Here is a 16,659-nt window from a genome sequence, read left to right on the forward strand (position 1 = left end):
GCCGCATCATGCGGACTGTGCCAGTTGCAATCCGACCCGCGCACTCAGAGCCCTCGCGAGGGTCTCGTCCGTGACCAGGTCGGTAATGACACCGGTGCGAAGTGCGGCAAGGGTTGCATCCACCTTGCTCTGCCCACCCACCAGCGCAATCACGCGGCGCCCGCGCACTTCATCGAAGTGCAGACCCACGGCGCAATCGCCGAGGGAATTGGGAGCCAGTTTTCCTTCAATCGTCAAAAAGCGCCCCATCAAATCACAGACGGCGCCGCAAGACATCAGTTGTTCCTGTTCCTGCTTTGAAATCATGCCGCGCTGAACCAGGTGCCCCTCGTTCTCGACCGACCCGATGCCGATCAGGAAGGCATCGCTCTGGCGCGCGCGGGACATCAGATCCTGCACACTGCGCTGCGTCAGGAACATGGCCTTCTCGTCGGGGCTTTCGGCAAAGTAAGGCACGGGCAGATAATAGCCGATACCGCCCGTGCGTTCCTGCATCCTCTGCACGATGTCGTAGGGGTTTGCGGCCAGCGTACGCGTAAGTGAGCCGCAAATGGACATGATTTCCAGGTCCTGCCGCGCGGTTTTGGGCAGGGCTTCGACCGAGGCCTTCATCGTGCGGCCCATGCCGACACCAAGACGTTTGACGCTCGGGCCGGACAGAAGTCCGGTCAGGAACTGTGATGCCGACACGGCAACCGCGCGCAGGACACCCTCATCATCGCCACCGCCGAGATCGGGGGCAATGATGCAGTTGGTAAGGTCGAAAAAGCGCGAGAGTTCCTTTTCCAGCTGCAGGCATTCCATCGGCCGGCCGTCGACCTGAAACTTTACGTAACCTGCTTTTTGCGCATGGGCGATCAGCCGATGCACCTTGGCCGGAGACACGCCCAGCTGGGACGCGATTTCACCCTGGGTGCGGCCGCCCACGAAAGATAGCCACGCCGCGCGGATGGCCATGTATGATGTCCAGTCGTCTTCGTGCGCCTGCATATACGTCGACACCTTCCCACGGCCGGATCAACCAGTGTCCGAACCCGCCAACGAAACCGGCCCGTTCAGCGAGCCTTTCTTGTTTCTTGTCTCCCGGCCCCACAATCTGACTTGAGGCCGAAAAATTCTTCACTCAGTGAGAATTTATTCAGATCATGACCAGCGCGCACGCGTTCGTCAACCAAAAAAGCTCCCGAATTTTGAGCAAACTGCTTCATTTCAGGGCATTCAGGCAACTTAACCCGAAAATCTCGGCCCGGCAGATTTTGCCGCTTGATGCCGCGATTGTGACGCTACCCGGCAAATTCTGCCTAGCAATCCGGCAGAAAGTTCCTATCTGTGGAATATACGCACTCCGTGCACATTTGATTTTGCCAGATAAATTGATTTCAGCTAGTTTTGGCACGTAGCTTGCTAAGTAAAACCCGATGCTAACCCAAGGCGTTTCAAGCGCCTCAGCAAGAATTACAAGGACTGTAAAATCGAGTAACAGAACAACAAAATAACACTGGGGAGACGTGGCAACACGGTCGCAAGACCGGAATAAGGAGAAACCAATGCGTCTCGACATAATAAGAAACTGTGCACTGACAGTTGCGAAAGTGCTGTCCCTTCCAGCAGCGGCCATGCTGCTTATCCTACCCGCCGAAGCCCGTGATCTCCGGCCGGCGATGCCTGCGACCGCAAATCTCTCGTACGATCCGGCCAACGAGGTCGACGTGGAACTCGTACTCGCGGTTGATATCTCACAATCCATGGACACAGAAGAGCAGGAAATCCAGCGAGCCGGCTATGTTGCCGCTCTCACCTCGCGGGAATTCATCGACGCCATCCAGGTCGGTCCGATCGGCCGGGTCGCCGTGACCTATATGGAATGGGGCGGCGTCGACGAGCACTTCATCGTCGCCGACTGGACTGTCGTCAAGGACGCGGCCACAGCCTCACACTTCGCCTCCAAGATCGCGGAAGCCCCCTTGAGGCAAGTCCAGCGGACGTCCATCGTGTCGGCGCTGGAAAAGTCCGTCGAACTGGTCCAGACCAACCAGTATATGGGTCTGCGCAGGGTGATCGACATTTCAGGAGACGGTCCCAACAACCAGGGCGGCTCCGTCACCGAAATGCGGGACCGCATGGTCGCCGCGGGCGTGACAATCAACGGCTTGCCGCTGATGATGAAGACCAACAAGAACTCCTGGCAGGCGATGCTGAACCTCGATCACTACTATGAAGACTGCGTGATCGGCGGACCGGGCTCCTTTGCCATACCCGTCCGGTCGAAGGAAGGCTTCGCGGATGCCATCAGAATGAAGCTTGTCCTTGAGATTGCCGGCCTGCACCTCAAGGAACCCGATCCCTATTTTCAGAGAGTTTCTGGCCGCGAACCGGTCCGGTGCAACCTTTTCGACTAAGTCAGCCACGTCTTCTCCCTATCGACTGCCGCGCTCCGGAAAGGGCGCGGCTTTTTTTGTCGTCCGAATTTTTTCACCGAAATCGACCCTTTCCGCTTTCTTCCGGCGCTTCACCCTTTGCGTAGTGCCGACTTTGCGGCTAATAACCAATCCGCCCATCCGTCTTGCCGCAAAGAGGATCCCGAATGCCAGCCACGCCGACACTTGCCCTTGTTGCGCATGATGCGAAAAAGGATGCAATGGTGGATTTCGCCGTGCGCCACCGCGAAAAACTGTCTGCGTTCAGTCTGGTCGGCACGGGTACAACCGGCGGCCGCGTCCTGGAAGCCTGTCCGGAGCTGACGCTTGAACGGCTCAAGAGCGGCCCGCTCGGCGGCGATCAGCAACTGGGTGCGATGATCGCCGAGGGTAAGCTGCAGGGTCTGTTCTTCTTCGTGGACCCGCTTTCCCCGATGCCGCATGATGTGGATGTCAAGGCGCTGATGCGGCTGGCGCTCGTTTATGACATTCCAATGGCCCTCAACGAATCCACGGCTGACATCCTGCTTCGGTCGGCACGCCTGCAGGGGCTTCAGACAACATCCGATACGCCTGAGGTCGGTACGTCCAAATCATGAATTGCTCGCCAGGTTCCAAGTCCTTCGCCTATCCCGTTCTGGTCGCCGATATCGGCGGCACCAATGCCCGTTTTGCGCTTGTAGACAGCAGCGAAACGCCCACACGCATGTGCGGCAAGACCGCGACAGCCGATCATCCGGACATTTCCTCCGCGATCCGGAGCGCCGTTTTTCCCGAGGCAGAGGAAAAGCCGAAAACCGCGATAATCGCCGTTGCCGGTCCGGTGACGGGCGACGTCATCCCTCTGACCAATGCCGCGTGGGTAATCGAGCCTCTCAAGATGATTGCCGATCTCGGTCTGGAGGAGGTTATCGTCCTCAACGACTTCGAGGCGCAGGCTCTCGCCCTGCCGGGCTATAGCGGCGCGGATATCGAACAGGTGGGGACCGGCTCCATCCGGGCGAACAGCGCCAAATTCGTGCTCGGACCCGGAACCGGGCTCGGTGCCGCCGCGATGATTTTCGCTGCAGGCTCCTGGGTCCCCGTTCCCGGCGAAGGCGGACATGTCGAACTCGGGCCGGTCAGTGAAGAAGATGTCCAGATCTGGCCCCATATCGAACGTGTTGGCGGCCGCATCGGCGCGGAGCAGCTTCTCAGCGGGACGGGCCTGCCGCGTCTTGCCCGGGCAGTTGGTGTCTGGATGAACGCCGAAAGGTCCTTCGACACACCCGCCACGATCACACAGGCGGCGGAAGACAACGATCCGGTTGCGGTCAAGACGCTCAACATCTTTGCGCGAAGCCTCGGACGTGTTGCAGGCGATTGCGCCCTTACCGTTCTGGCACGCGGCGGTGTTTATCTCACGGGTGGTATCACTCCCCGAATATCGCGGTTTCTGACCGACGGAGGCTTCCGGTCCGCGTTTGAGGCAAAGTCGCCGCATGAAGCGCTGATGGGCAAGATCCCGACCTTCATCGTGCGCCATCCCGACCCGGCTCTGGAAGGACTTGCCTCCTTTGCCCGCGAGCCGAACGCCTTTGCGGTCGACATGCAGGGGCGTCAGTGGAAAGCAGCCGGCAGCGCGTCGCTTCGGGGCTAGGACACAAGGCCATGGCCGGGTCCCGCACATTCTCGTCCAGACTTCCGATAGATGCGGTGCTGCCGGATCTGCAGCAGATCCTTCAGGACAATACAAACGCGGTGCTGGTAGCGGAGCCGGGTGCGGGCAAGACAACGCGCGTACCCCTGGCCCTGCTCGATGCGCCATGGCGGCGCGACGGCAAGATCCTGGTTCTGGAACCGCGCAGGCTTGCCGCGCGCGCAGCCGCGCGGCGGTTGGCGGGCGAGCTTGGTGAAAGACCCGGAGAAACGGTCGGCTACAGGGTCCGCATGGAAACCAGGGTCAGTTCCAGAACCCGCATCGAAGTCATCACCGAAGGCGTGTTCACGCGGCTCATCCTCGACGATCCGGAGCTGACCGGCATCGCGGCCATCCTGTTTGACGAATTTCACGAGCGCTCGCTTGACGGAGATCTCGGGCTGGCGCTGGCGCTTGACGTGCAATCGGCCTTGCGCGAAGACCTGCGGCTCGTGCCCATGTCGGCGACGCTGGATGCCGCCTCCATATCGGATCTGCTCGGCAACGCCCCGGTTCTGGAAAGCAAGGGACGCAGTTTCCCGGTCGAAACGCACTATCTCGGCCGCGATCCGAAGGCCCGGATCGAACCGCAGATTGCCCGAGCGATCCACCAGGCCTTGCATGAGGAAACAGGGTCGCTCCTGGTGTTTCTCCCCGGACAGGGTGAAATCCGGCGGGTCGCGGATCTTCTGTCGGGCAAGATCCCCGCACATTGCAAGGTCGCGCCGCTTTACGGCGGTCTCGATGCAAGGGAACAGGATGCAGCGATAAAGCCTGCGGAAGACGGGACACGGAAGATCGTTCTCGCCAGCGCAATCGCCCAGACATCGCTGACGATCGAGGGCGTCCGCGTCGTGATCGATAGTGGTCTTGCCCGCGTGCCGAAATACGAACCCCAGACCGGCCTCACCCGTCTTGAAACCGTGCGCGTGTCGCGCGCGTCCGCGGACCAGCGCCGCGGACGGGCCGGAAGAACAGAATCTGGCGTCTGTTACCGGCTCTGGGACAAAGCCCAGACGATGGCTCTGCCCGCAACCGAAGCTCCGGAGATCCTGGAAGCCGATCTGACCGGCCTCGTCCTCGATCTCGCGGCCTGGGGAACCCTCGACCCGGCCAGCCTGTCTTTCGCTGATCCGCCACCGGCGGCCGCCTGGAACGAGGCGAAATTCCTCTTGTCGGATCTTCACGCAATTGATGCGTCCGGTCACCTGACGCATGAAGGCAAGGCTCTTTCAAATCTGCCGCTTCATCCGCGCCTGGCACACATGCTGATCCAAGGCATTTCCCGGGGAGCCGGACATACAGCGGCACTCATTGCATTGTGTCTGTCCGAACCCGGTCTCGGCGGGCGCGACCCGGACCTGCGCGCGCGGCTGCGCTCCTTGCGGCATGACAAGGGGCAGCGCGCGAAGGATGGCCGGGCCCTGGCGGCAAGGTGGCTCAAGCAGGCCGGTGGCGGCGGCACCGACATCGACATTGAGAGCGCGGGGCTCCTGCTCGCGCTCGCCTATCCGGACCGGGTCGCGCAGGCCCGCGGGCAGACCGGCCGCTTCCGGCTTGCCAACGGACGCGGGGCAGAGCTGGAGCAGGCACACGCCCTTGCCGGGGAACGGTTCCTTGTCGTCGCGGACGTCCAGGGCAAGGCCGCCAATGGCCGTATCCAGCTTTGCGCACCGATCTCGAAAGAAGAGATCGAGGACCTTTTTGCCGGGGACATCGTCGAGGAGGAAGATGTTCAGCTCACGCCCGAGGGTGCGCTCAAGGCCCGGCGCGTGACACGCTACAAGGCGGTGGAGCTACAGACGGCGGCGATCAAGTCCGCTTCGCCGGACGCCGTCGAGACAGCCCTCCTCAAGGAGATCTGCCGCCGTGGCATAGCCCGGCTGCCGTGGAGCAAAGATCAGCTTCGCCTGCGCAAGCGGGTCGCCTACGTTCGTGACAACGGTGCCGCCGATCTTCCGGACCTGAGCGACCAGCATCTTCTGGCAACCCTTGATGACTGGCTGAAGCCTTATCTGTCCGGGCTGACCACGATCGGCGCCGTCGATGCCGTGGTCCTCGGAATCGCGCTTTCCGGCCTTCTGCCCTATGATGCTTCGGCAAGACTGGAGGCGCTTGCCCCGTCCCACTTCACGGCCCCCACCGGCAGCAAGGTGCCGATCGACTATGGTGCAGCCGCAGGGCCGACGCTGTCGATCCGTGTCCAGGAACTGTTTGGCCTCACGCAGCATCCGAGCGTCTGTGACGGGAAACTGCCGCTGATCCTGGAACTGCTGTCCCCCGCGCAACGACCGATCCAGGTCACAAAAGACCTGCCCGGCTTCTGGGCGGGATCCTGGGCGGATGTAAAAGCCGACATGAAGGGCCGCTATCCGAAACACCCCTGGCCGGATGACCCGATGCAAGCAGAAGCGACACGGCGGGCGAAACCGAGGGGGAAGTGAGTTCTCGTGGTTGTGTTCCCCGTCTGTTGAGCTATTCAGACGCGACGCTGCAATGGGCCAGCCCAACAGCAATCGTGGTCATGCGATAGCACGGTCCTGGTATTCATGCCGCTTCATTCCACACCCGCTGGAATTTCGCGCGGAACCCTTACGACATGGATTGCAGGGTCAAGCCCACTGCTGTCCGGTTTAACCCGGCAATGATCTATTGCGGCGATCCCTGGTCGATGAACTTGTCATCCCTGCTGAAGCGGAGCGGAAGGCAGGGAACCAGTACCCTCTTGTTTCTCCATCGTCATCTAACCTGCGGCGACACGGCGTACTGGATCCCGGTCTTGCCGCACATGCGTCAAACCGGGACGACAAATCCGGGAAGCAAGTCTGTTACCCGACTTGGTGTCGATCGGAATTGTGAAGCTTCTCAACGGCATAAGTTCGATCGCAACTTCTAAACCGGACAGCAGTGGATCAAGCCCTGCAATGACGGAGAAAGACGAGGCGCAAAGGCCTCATCCTGAGGAAGCGCGGGAGCGCTGTCTCGAAGGATGCAAGGCTTGTTCAGAGCCATGTGGCCCATCCTTCGAGACGGACCTGACGGTCCTTCTCAGGATGAGGTTGTTTTATTGGGCGGGCCGTTGCGAAGAGGTGGAAGCGAAAGTCCCCTCTCGCGCCGGGAGAGGGTCAGGGTGAGGGGTCGGAAGTTGGTTTTCCCGCCGTGGTTTGTCCCCTCACCCGGCGCATGCGCGCCGACCTCTCCCGCCGGGCGAGGTATTTTAAGCCCAGCGATCATATGACCCGTTCGGGCCCGCTCAATCGTCCGAGGCGGCGACGAGGCTGGCGTTGCCGCCGGCGGCGGCGGTGTTGATGGAAACCACCTGCTCCAATGCGAAACGGGTCAGGTAGATTGGGCCACCCGCCTTAGGCCCGGTTCCGGAAAGGCCCGACCCACCAAAGGGCTGGGTGCCAACGACAGCGCCGATGGTGTTGCGGTTGACATAGACATTGCCGACGGAGAGCCGGTCGACGACTTTCTTGACCGTTGCGTCAATGCGGCTGTGAACGCCGAGCGTGAGCCCGTACCCGGTAGACGCGATCTGGTCGAGAACCCGGTCAATGTCGCCGGCCTTGTAACGCACCACGTGCAGAACCGGACCGAAGACCTCCCGGGTCAGCGCTTCGGCCTTGTCGAGCTCAATGATGTGCGGCGCGACCCAGGAGCCGTTGGCAAGATCTCCATCTGGTGTTTTGCCGGCAAAGCGAAGTGTCTGGCTATCACTCATGTCGTGAATATGCGCCATGATATTGTCTCGGGCCTCGTCGTCAATCACCGGGCCGATATCCGTTGACGGCTGGCGCGGATCCCCAAGACTGAGTTCCTTCGCCGCGCCCTCGAGCATCGCAAGCAGCGTGTCGGCGACGTCGTCCTGAACATAGAGCAGGCGAAGCGCCGAGCAGCGCTGACCGGCGGAGCGGAACGCGGACATCATGACATCGTCACAGACCTGTTCCGGCAGCGCGGTTGCATCCACCAGCATGGCGTTGATGCCGCCGGTCTCGGCAATCAGAGGTACGATCGGGCCGCGTTTGGCCGCGAGCGTTCCGTTGATCGCCCAGGCGGTTTCGGTCGACCCGGTGAAGGCAACACCGGCGACGGCCGGATGCGAGGTCAGCGCAGCGCCGATATCGCCTTCGCCCGGCACGAGAAAGAAGGCGTCTTCGGGGATCCCGGCCTGGTACATCAGCTTGGCGGTCTCAAAGGCAATCAGCGGCGTCTGCTCCGCCGGCTTTGCAACAACCGCATTGCCGCCGAGAAGTGCGGCGCTGATCTGTCCGAGGAAAATGGCGAGCGGGAAGTTCCAGGGCGATATGCAAACAAAGACGCCCCTGCCGCGATAGCGGTAACGGTTCTCCTCGCCGGTCGGGCCCGGCATCAGCCGGCCCTCGCCGAACAGCGTTCTGGCCTCGTTGGCATAGTAGCGGCAGAAGTCGACGGCCTCGCGGATTTCGGCAATGCCGTCCGGCAGACATTTTCCCGCTTCCATGGAGAGGATCATCATCAGCCGGTCGCGCTTTTCCTCCAGCAGATCACCGAGGCGTTCGAGGCATGCTGCCCGTTCATTGACAGGTTTGCGCGACCAGGCCTCGAAACCCTTCTGTGCTTCGTCGATGGCCCTGCGCGCTGTCTGCGTGTCGGCGAAACGGACTGTCCCAACTTTTGTGGTGCCGTCCATCGGCGCAAAGACCGGGTGCGCCTCGCCGTTTGCGGTGAGCCCCTTGCCAAGAGGACCGGCGTCCGTGAACGGTGCGTGCGTCCGGGCCATGCCGCCGACTAGCGCATTGCGTTCGGCGGCACAGCCGAATTCGACGCCCTCCGCGTTGCGGCGGCTGTCGCCATAAAGATCGACCGGCAGCGGGATCGAGCGATTGACCGCATGATGGCCGTTGTCGAGGATTTCTGCCGGGCGTTTCAGCATGGCATCAACGGAAACGGAGCTATCGCCGACAATGGTCACGAAGGACGAATTGGCGCCGTTTTCCAGAAGACGGCGCACGAGATAGGCCAGAAGGTCCTTGTATCCGCCGACAGGGGCGTAGATCCGGGTTGGAAAGCCGTCGCGCTCGCAGACGGACTTGTAAAGGCTCTCCCCCATTCCGTGCAGGCGCTGGAACTCGTAGCCATCGGACGAACCTCCGGCAAGCTCGATGATCTGCGCGACCGTCAGGGCATTGTGGGTGGCAAATTGCGGGTAGAGGACATCCCTTGCTGCAAGCATGCGCTTGGCGCAGCACAGATAGGAGAGATCGGTCGCCGCCTTGCGGGTGAAAACCGGATAGCCGTCGACACCCTCTTCCTGGGCCCGCTTGACTTCCGTGTCCCAGTAAGCGCCCTTGACGAGACGCACCATGAGCTTGCGGCCGCTCTTGCGGGCTGCGCCGACGAGCCAGTCGATCACGTCGGCACCGCGCTTCTGATACGCCTGCACCGCAAGGCCAAAGCCGTCCCAGCCTTCGGTCACGGGATCGGCGAGCAGAGCCGCGATCACGTCGAGCGAAATCTCCAGCCGGTCGGCCTCTTCGGCATCGACCGTGAAATTGAGGTTCCTGTCTTTCGCCATCTGCACGAGTTCGCGCAGTTTCGGCAGCAATTCGTCACGGACGCGCTCGCCGTTGACGGCTTCATAGCGCGGGTGCAGTGCGGACAGTTTGACCGAAATCCCGGGCCTGTTCGGCAGCGCCTCGTCGCCCGCCGATTTTCCAATGGCCTCAATGGCATTGCCATAGGACTGGAAGTAGCGCTCCGCGTCCCTGGCCGTGCGTGCGCCCTCGCCCAGCATATCGTAGGAATAGCGGTAGCCCCTGGCTTCCTGGACCTTTGCACGCTCCAGCGCTTTTTCGATCGTCTCACCCAGCACGAACTGATGCCCCAGCAGGGTCATGGCCTTGCGCGTTGCGACACGCACGGTCGGCATGCCCATCCGCTTGACGAGGCTGGAGAGGATGCTCTGCGGCGTATCGCCCGGATGAAGCAGGCGGGAGGTCACGCCCAGCGCCCAGGATGATGCGGACACGAGCCAGGTGTCGGACTTGTGGCCAGACGGGTCATCGAACCGGGCAGCGGCAAGCTTGTCCTCAATCAGTTTGTCTGCGGTGCCGGCATCTGGAACGCGCAGCAATGCCTCTGCCAGCACCATCATGGCAAGGCCTTCGCGGGTGGTCAGGCCGAACTCGCGCATGAAGTCCTCGACCCCACCCAGACCGACCTGCACAGCGCGCATGTCCTGGATATAGCCGCGCGCGCGCTGATCGATCAGCTTCTCGACAACCGGATCACCCGCCGCTTCCTTCAGAAGCGCTTCGACGGTTTTGCGTTCATCCGGAGCATAGGCAGAGCGGAACGGCACCAGGTCCGCATCGTTCATCGTTGTCATTGCGGCAGCGGCTGCGGGCATGAGCACCTCCCAATACGCCTCATCAAGCGGGATCAGATTATTTCTCTAGAATAATGCAAATTAATCGGATGTTTTCACTGTTTTTCAGCCTTAGTTCCGTTTATTGTGTCGCCCGTTGAAAAATTTTAGAGAATTTCATAATGCTGAATGCGACTGACCGGAGAATCCTGAAAGTGCTGCAGGAAGACGGGCGCGTTACCAACACGGACCTCGCCGAGCGGGTCAGCCTGTCGCCGACCGCAACGGCGGAGCGCATGAAGCGTCTTGTGCGCGAAGGCTACATAGAAGGATTCTCGGCGACACTCGATCCGAGGAAGGTCGAGCGCGGCCTTCTGGTGTTCGTCGAGATCCGGCTTGAGAGAACGTCGCCGGAAATCTTCGACGCGTTCAAACGTGCAGTTGAACGCGCCCCGGACATCCTTGAGTGTCACATGGTGGCCGGCGGCTTCGATTACCTCATGAAAAGCCGCGTCAGGGACATGGAAGCCTACAGGGCGTTCCTGTCCGACGTGGTTCTCGCCCTTCCCGGCGTCCGCGAAACACATACCTATGCCGTCATGGAAGAAATCAAGGACACGCATATACTGCCCGTGTGAACGATCCTCCAAGCGCACCAGAAAGCGCGGGTTTGACTTGCCTCATTCACAAAGCCTTGTGTTGACCGTGTCAGGCCGGATGCGCGAGGGAACTGTCAGCAAAAGGAAACAAACTGGGGATTTGGATGAAGCGACTGCTTTCCACTGCCGCCGGCATTGCCGGACTCCTTCTGACCGCCCTTTCGGCACCAGCCCAGGACCTGGACTGGCAAGCTGTCCTCGACGACGCCAAGGGTCAGACCGTCTATTTTCATGCCTGGGGCGGAGAACCGCGCATCAACGCGTATATTCAATGGGCGGCGCGCGAAGTCGAGCGCGACCACGGTGTCCGTGTGGTCCATGTGAAGGTGAGCGACACGGCGAACGTCGTCTCGCAGGTGCTTGCGGAAAAGTCCGTCGGCAAGGAGAACGGCGGTGCCGTCGACCTAGTCTGGATCAACGGTGAAAATTTTGCGTCGATGAAGGAAAACGGGCTTCTGGCAGCACCGGGCTGGGTGGGAACCCTGCCCAACTGGCAATATGTCGATGTCGAAAACAAGCCGACGGTTGCCATCGACTTCACCGTTCCGACCGACGGACAGGAAAGTCCCTGGGGCATGGCCAAGCTGGTCTTCATGTATGACAGCGCCAGACTGGAGACACCGCCTTCCGATCTCAACGGGCTCCTGGAGTATGCAAAGCGGAATCCGGGACGGTTTTCCTATCCGCAGCCGCCGAATTTCTACGGAACGACCTTCCTGAAACAGGCGCTGGCCGACACGGTCGCGGACAGGTCCGTTCTGTCGTCTCCGGTGGACGAAAGCAATTTTGAGGAAACGGCTGCGCCACTGTTCGCCTTCCTGGACGACCTGCACCCGCATCTGTGGCGACAGGGGAAGGCCTTTCCGAAAAACGCGGCTGACATGCGCCAGCTGCTTGCCGACAGTGAACTCGACATCGCCTTCTCCTTCAATCCGGGGGACGCGTCAGGCGCGATTGCAAACGGCGAACTGCCCGAAACGGTGCGCACGTTCGTTTTCGATGGCGGCACGATCGGCAACACGCATTTCGTCGCCATTCCCTTCAACAGTTCCAATCAGGCCGGTGCAAAGGTCTATGCGAATTTCCTGTTGAGCCCGATGGCCCAGACACGAAAGCAGGAACCGGAGATCTGGGGCGATCCGACTGTGCTGAATGTGGCCGCGCTGCCCGCGAACGAAAAAGCGCTGTTCGATGCCATCGACCTCGGCCCTGCGACCTTGTCGCCCGAGGACCTTGGACCGGTGTTGCCGGAACCGCACCCAAGCTGGGTTGCCGCACTTGAGGAGGCGTGGACCGCGCGCTACGGCGCGGGCAGCGAATAAGCCATTGCCGGCACAAGGCCGCAGACCCGACTTTCCGACGCTGCTCGTGGTGATCCTGCTGGCAGGCCCGGTTCTTGCCGGCCTGGCCGGCACGTTTCTGCCTGCCTTCGGCTACCTGCCGGTGCTGGGCTACACGTCGCTTTCCCTCGATCCGCTGCGCGACCTGTTCGAGATGCCCGGTCTGACGAAGTCGGTCCTGCTCAGTTTCGGCACCGGGTTGGCAGCATCGATCCTGTCGCTGGCGATCGTGCTCGTCTTCACGGCGGGCTGGTCCGAGACACGCACCTTCCAGCGTCTGACGCGTTTCCTGTCGCCGCTGCTTTCCGTTCCCCATGCCGCAGCGGCGATCGGACTTGCGTTCCTGATTGCGCCGTCCGGCTTCCTGGTGCGCCTGTTCTCGCCCTGGGCGACGGGTTGGACCCGTCCGCCGGACCTTCTGATCCTGAACGACCCGGCCGGCCTCGCCATGACCTTCGGACTTGTGGCAAAGGAAGTGCCGTTTCTTTTCCTGATGACGCTCGCAGCCCTCAACAGGCCGCACATCAAGGAGTTTTACAAGGCGGGCGCAAGTCTCGGCTATGGCCGGATGAGCGTTTTCTTCAAGGTGGTCCTGCCACAGATCTATCCCCTGATCCGGCTGCCGATGCTGGCGGTGATCGCCTATTCGACCTCGGTTGTCGACGTGGCACAGATCCTCGGCCCCACGACGCCGGCGCCACTCGCTCCCCGCCTGGTCGCCTGGATGAACGATCCCGACCTGAGCAAGCGTCTGATGGCTTCCGCAGGTGCCTTGCTGCAACTTTTCGTCAGTGCCTGCGCCTTGCTGACCTATCTTGGCCTTGAACGCCTCGCCGGGATTTGGCAGCGCGCGCGCCATGGCAGCGGCCGCCGCCGCAGGCAGGATTTCCTGGCGCGCCAGGCCGGCCTCTACCCGATGATCCTGATCGTCGCCGTCATGATGCTGTCCATTGCGCTGCTGGCTCTTTGGACCGCTGCAAGATCCTGGTGGTTTCCAGCCATTGCGCCACAGAAGTGGGGCTTTGGGCGCATGGCGGATGCTTTCGGCATGGGCGCACCGGCGCTGGCTGCAACGCTTGCCCTTGCTTTTGCTTCCGCAGGCATTGCCACCGCACTCACCCTGTGGCTGCTTGATGACCGCAGCGTCCGCAACGTATCAACCCAGGGAAAACTCAACGTCCTGATCTTTCTCCCCCTGCTGCTTCCACAGATCAGTTTTCTGTTCGGGCTGCAGATGCTGTTTCTTGTCGGCGGCTTGAGCGGGACTTTCGTAGCAGTTCTGCTCGCACACCTCGTGTTTGTGTTCCCTTACGCCTTTCTCGCCCTGAGCGATCCCTGGAACCGGCTCGATCCGCGCTACGCCAAGGTGGCCACGTCGATGGGCGCGTCCAGAGCACGGGTTTTCTGGCAGGTCCGGCTTCCACTTCTGCTGAGGCCGGTTCTCGTGACATTCGCCGTGGCTGCGGCCGTGTCGGTCGGGCAGTATCTGCCCACGCTCATGATCGGCGCGGGACGCATCGTGACCGTAACGACGGAAAGCGTGGCGCTTGCCAGTGGCGGCAATCGGCAGGTCGCCGCGCTCTATGCGGTTCTGCAGCTGATCATTCCGCTGATGACTTTTGTCCTCGCAGCGCTGGTGCCATCTCTGGTATTCAGAAACCGGGCCGCGATGCGGCTGGAAAGGTAGCGACGGATGCACGCGAAGGAAGATACATCCGGTCTCGTTCTGGACTCGGTCTGCCTGCGGCTGGAAGGCGCTCCGTTGATCAGCATCGACTGCCAGATCCGTCCCGGAAGAATCCTGACCATCATGGGCGAAAGCGGCAGCGGGAAATCCAGCCTGCTCGACTTCATCGCCGGTTTTCTGAAACCGGCCTTTCAGGCGGAAGGCAAACTCCTTTTGAACGGTGAAGACCTCACAGGGCTGCCCGCACAGGAACGGCACATCGGGCTGATGTTTCAATCGCCGTTGCTGTTCCCGCACATGTCCGTGCTGCAGAACCTTCTGTTTGCGCTGCCCCCCTCGGTCAATACGCGATCGAAGCGGAAGGAAGCCGCCCAGAAGGCTCTTGAGGATGTCGGGCTGGCCGGTTTTGCCGGACGCGATCCGGCGACGCTTTCGGGCGGACAACAGACCCGCGTTGCGCTGATGCGCACCCTTCTGGCGGACCCGAAGGCGCTGCTCCTCGACGAACCCTTTTCAAGCCTCGACCAGACCCGCAGAGCCGATGTCCGCGACCTTGTCTTCCGCCTGGCGCGGGAAAAGAACCTGCCGGTGCTGCTGGTGACCCATGATCGGGAAGACGCCGCGGCAGCCGGCGGCATGATCCACTATCTCGACGGCAGGGACCCGGAAACCGGTTGCGCCGGCTTCGCCCACGGGAAACCGGTATCGGTGCAACGCTGACGCGTCATTCTGCCTGGTCGGCCGACTTCGACTGAAGCAGCGAATAATTGTCGATGCCAATCCGCTCGATCAGGTCGAGCTGGGTTTCCAGAAAATCAATGTGGCCTTCCTCGTCGGCAAGCAGCTTCTCGAAGATCGCCATGGAAACGTAGTCGCCAAGATCGCGACAGATCTCCCGCGCCTCGTGGTAAAGCGCACGGGCGACATATTCAGCTGCCAGATCCCCTTCCAGGCATTCCTTCACATTCTGCCCGATCCGCAGCGGGTCCAGCGTCTGCAGGTTGGGCAGACCTTCCAGGAAAATGATCCTGTCCATGAGGTCCTGCGCGTGCTGGCGCTCCTCGTCGGCCTCTTCGAGTTCCTTGTCGGCGAGTTTGCCGAAGCCCCAGTCGGCCAGAAGGCGTGCATGCACCCAGTACTGGTTCACCGCAGTCAGTTCGTGACGCAGGGCCTTGTTCAGGTATTCGATAACTTGTGCTTCACCCTTCATAAGACCCTCTCCTTGCTATCGGCTTGCGGCGCGTTTCAGCGTTGCCGGTTGCGCCTCGGACTGCTGCTCCTCTTCAGAGCCTTTTTGATGAATGATGTCAATGACGGACGGAAAACAGCTGCCGCATCGCGGACGGCAACCCAGATGCCGGAAGACTGCTCCAGGTGTCGGCACCTTTCCGTTCGGGTCCGCACGCATTTCCTCAGCCGCTTCGCGAAGCTGCTTTTCAGAAAGGACATTACAGGAGCATACGATCATAGTAGGGTTCGCACAGTGTCCGTTTACCGGAGCATATTGGCATTTGGGGTTTAATGCGCAATAACGAAACCCTACTATAAGAGTCAACTTTTTCTGACTCATCCAGCAAATGACGGGAACCCCAAATGAGCGGCAAGGATACATCCGACACGCGCCCGACACTCGTTCTGACGGGCGCAAGCCGCGGCATCGGCCATGCGACCGTCAAAAGGTTTTCCGCGGCGGGCTGGCGTGTCATTACCTGTTCGCGGCAGGCCTTTTCGGACAAGTGCCCCTGGCCCATGGGACCGGAAGATCACATTCAGGTCGATCTCTCCGATCCCGAAAACCTCGGTTTCGCCGTGCAGGAAATCCGCAAGCGTCTTGAAGCGAACGACTCCCGGCTGAGTGCACTGGTCAACAATGCCGGCATCAGTCCGAAGGGGCCTGAGGGAGAACGGCTGAACTCGATCAACACGGCCATGCATGAATGGCGCACCGTCTTCCAGGTCAATTTCTTTGCGCCCATCATGCTTGGGCGCGGCCTGTTTGAGGAACTGAAATCGGCCGGCGGGTCGGTCGTGAACGTGACCTCGATCGCCGGCATGCACGTGCATCCCTTCGCGGGGACCGCCTATGCCACGTCCAAGGCAGCCCTTGCCGCGCTGACCCGCGAGATGGCCGCAGACTTCGGGCCGCACGGCATCCGCGTCAATGCCATAGCTCCGGGCGAGATCGACACGTCCATTCTTTCGCCGGGAACGGAAAAACTGGTCGAGGACATCCCGCTCAGACGCCTGGGCCTGCCCGATGAGGTTGCGGACACGATCTACTATCTCTGTTCCGAGCAAAGTTCTTACGTAACGGGATCCGAGATCCACATAAACGGCGGACAACACGTATAAAGCTTGCTCCGAAAAGGTCTTATTCCATTTCAGAACAAAGTATGAGCAACTACATCTGTGTTTTTTACAATCACTGTGTATACCCGCACGAGAGAAATACGCATCCAATTTACGCAAAATTCATTGCTTCCCGCGACACTCGCTAAAGGGAAATGCTGTAATACAGCCATGCGG

13 protein-coding genes are annotated in these 16,659 nt (G+C 61.0%); 9 read left to right on the forward strand and 4 right to left on the reverse strand.

The window, feature by feature from the left end:
• Positions 1-6: 6 nt before the first annotated feature.
• Entirely contained in the window at positions 7-990 is a 984-nt protein-coding gene (locus tag RBB49_RS03515; RefSeq protein ID WP_306141271.1) for a sugar-binding transcriptional regulator, read from the reverse strand.
• 557 nt (positions 991-1,547) lie between these two features.
• Here RBB49_RS03515 and RBB49_RS03520 point away from each other — a divergent pair.
• The 4 genes from RBB49_RS03520 (at position 1,548) to hrpB (ending at position 6,539) form a co-directional block, all read left to right on the forward strand.
• On the forward strand, positions 1,548-2,399 hold the full coding sequence (locus RBB49_RS03520; RefSeq protein ID WP_306141272.1) for a DUF1194 domain-containing protein: 852 nt from the start codon (positions 1,548-1,550) through the stop codon (positions 2,397-2,399).
• Between the two features lie 185 nt (positions 2,400-2,584).
• On the forward strand, positions 2,585-3,016 hold the full coding sequence (locus RBB49_RS03525) for a methylglyoxal synthase (protein WP_306141273.1): 432 nt from the start codon (positions 2,585-2,587) through the stop codon (positions 3,014-3,016).
• Entirely contained in the window at positions 3,013-4,056 is a 1,044-nt protein-coding gene (glk, locus tag RBB49_RS03530) for a glucokinase (protein ID WP_306141274.1), read from the forward strand. Before RBB49_RS03525 ends, glk begins: the two co-directional genes overlap by 4 nt.
• A gap of 11 nt (positions 4,057-4,067) precedes the next feature.
• Complete coding sequence (gene hrpB / locus RBB49_RS03535) at positions 4,068-6,539, forward strand: ATP-dependent helicase HrpB (protein ID WP_306141275.1); 2,472 nt, start codon at positions 4,068-4,070, stop codon at positions 6,537-6,539.
• Between the two features lie 809 nt (positions 6,540-7,348).
• Here hrpB and putA read toward each other — a convergent pair.
• The gene (gene putA, locus RBB49_RS03540) at positions 7,349-10,489 is read right to left on the reverse strand and encodes a bifunctional proline dehydrogenase/L-glutamate gamma-semialdehyde dehydrogenase PutA (RefSeq protein ID WP_306141276.1); all 3,141 of its coding nucleotides are present in this window, start codon (positions 10,487-10,489) and stop codon (positions 7,349-7,351) included.
• A 140-nt stretch (positions 10,490-10,629) separates the two neighbouring features.
• On the opposite strand from putA, the gene RBB49_RS03545 reads away from it, so the two are divergent.
• The 4 genes from RBB49_RS03545 (at position 10,630) to RBB49_RS03560 (ending at position 14,853) form a co-directional block, all read left to right on the forward strand.
• Entirely contained in the window at positions 10,630-11,085 is a 456-nt protein-coding gene (locus RBB49_RS03545; RefSeq protein WP_306141277.1) for an Lrp/AsnC ligand binding domain-containing protein, read from the forward strand.
• A gap of 125 nt (positions 11,086-11,210) precedes the next feature.
• Complete coding sequence (locus RBB49_RS03550; protein ID WP_306141278.1) at positions 11,211-12,428, forward strand: ABC transporter substrate-binding protein; 1,218 nt, start codon at positions 11,211-11,213, stop codon at positions 12,426-12,428.
• 4 nt (positions 12,429-12,432) lie between these two features.
• Positions 12,433-14,133, forward strand: a complete 1,701-nt coding sequence (locus tag RBB49_RS03555; protein WP_306141279.1) for an ABC transporter permease — start codon at positions 12,433-12,435, stop codon at positions 14,131-14,133.
• Positions 14,134-14,139: 6 nt separating this feature from the next.
• Positions 14,140-14,853, forward strand: coding sequence for an ATP-binding cassette domain-containing protein (locus RBB49_RS03560; protein ID WP_306141280.1), 714 nt, complete (start codon positions 14,140-14,142; stop codon positions 14,851-14,853).
• 4 nt (positions 14,854-14,857) lie between these two features.
• Here the strand turns inward: RBB49_RS03560 and bfr are convergent, their stop codons facing one another.
• Complete coding sequence (gene bfr, locus RBB49_RS03565) at positions 14,858-15,343, reverse strand: bacterioferritin (protein WP_306141281.1); 486 nt, start codon at positions 15,341-15,343, stop codon at positions 14,858-14,860.
• Between the two features lie 15 nt (positions 15,344-15,358).
• Positions 15,359-15,745 (reverse strand): (2Fe-2S)-binding protein, encoded by a 387-nt coding sequence (locus RBB49_RS28355; RefSeq protein ID WP_336623384.1) that lies wholly within the window; start codon positions 15,743-15,745, stop codon positions 15,359-15,361.
• On the opposite strand from RBB49_RS28355, the gene RBB49_RS03575 reads away from it, so the two are divergent.
• Entirely contained in the window at positions 15,727-16,485 is a 759-nt protein-coding gene (locus RBB49_RS03575) for an SDR family NAD(P)-dependent oxidoreductase (protein ID WP_306141283.1), read from the forward strand. The two genes, RBB49_RS28355 and RBB49_RS03575, sit on opposite strands and share 19 nt — an antisense overlap.
• Positions 16,486-16,659 lie beyond the last annotated feature (174 nt).

This window comes from Roseibium sp. MMSF_3412 (genome assembly GCF_030733265.1).
Classification (GTDB): domain Bacteria; phylum Pseudomonadota; class Alphaproteobacteria; order Rhizobiales; family Stappiaceae; genus Roseibium.

Coding starts and splice junctions, on each gene's coding strand:
- RBB49_RS03515 (WP_306141271.1), bottom strand. CDS start 990: ATGCAGGCGCACGAAGACGACTGGACATCATACATGGCCATCCGCGCG.
- RBB49_RS03520 (WP_306141272.1), top strand. CDS start 1,548: ATGCGTCTCGACATAATAAGAAACTGTGCACTGACAGTTGCGAAAGTG.
- RBB49_RS03525 (WP_306141273.1), top strand. CDS start 2,585: ATGCCAGCCACGCCGACACTTGCCCTTGTTGCGCATGATGCGAAAAAG.
- glk (WP_306141274.1), top strand. CDS start 3,013: ATGAATTGCTCGCCAGGTTCCAAGTCCTTCGCCTATCCCGTTCTGGTC.
- hrpB (WP_306141275.1), top strand. CDS start 4,068: ATGGCCGGGTCCCGCACATTCTCGTCCAGACTTCCGATAGATGCGGTG.
- putA (WP_306141276.1), bottom strand. CDS start 10,489: ATGCCCGCAGCCGCTGCCGCAATGACAACGATGAACGATGCGGACCTG.
- RBB49_RS03545 (WP_306141277.1), top strand. CDS start 10,630: ATGCTGAATGCGACTGACCGGAGAATCCTGAAAGTGCTGCAGGAAGAC.
- RBB49_RS03550 (WP_306141278.1), top strand. CDS start 11,211: ATGAAGCGACTGCTTTCCACTGCCGCCGGCATTGCCGGACTCCTTCTG.
- RBB49_RS03560 (WP_306141280.1), top strand. CDS start 14,140: ATGCACGCGAAGGAAGATACATCCGGTCTCGTTCTGGACTCGGTCTGC.
- bfr (WP_306141281.1), bottom strand. CDS start 15,343: ATGAAGGGTGAAGCACAAGTTATCGAATACCTGAACAAGGCCCTGCGT.
- RBB49_RS03575 (WP_306141283.1), top strand. CDS start 15,727: ATGAGCGGCAAGGATACATCCGACACGCGCCCGACACTCGTTCTGACG.
- RBB49_RS28355 (WP_336623384.1), bottom strand. CDS start 15,745: ATGTATCCTTGCCGCTCATTTGGGGTTCCCGTCATTTGCTGGATGAGT.